General features: G+C 65.5%; 1 pseudogene. It reads left to right on the plus strand.

The features are described from left to right. A pseudogene (locus tag AF337_RS32200) lies at positions 1–293 on the plus strand (EamA/RhaT family transporter); the annotation flags it as partial.

Consider the following 293-nt stretch of genomic DNA (forward strand, 5'->3'; position numbering starts at 1 on the left):
GCTACATCGCGCTTCTGCCTGTCGTCAGCGCGCTGAGCATCGCCATCTTCGTGCTGATGACCCGCGCCCTCTCGCGCAGGGAAGACCCCTGGTCGATGCAGTTCCAGATGAGCATCTGGGGCCTGCTCTTCTGTGTCCTCCTGCTTTTCCTCGGTCAGGGAACCGGCTCCGACCTCTTCGATCCGGTCATGCCGGAAGGCCGCGCCTGGTTCTATGTCGCCGGCGTCGGCGCCATGGCCGCAATCACCGGCATCCTCGGCGTCTACGCCTATCGCGCAGCACCGGCCTCGACG

The organism is Rhizobium ecuadorense (genome assembly GCF_001187535.1).
Classification (GTDB): Bacteria; Pseudomonadota; Alphaproteobacteria; order Rhizobiales; family Rhizobiaceae; genus Rhizobium; species Rhizobium ecuadorense.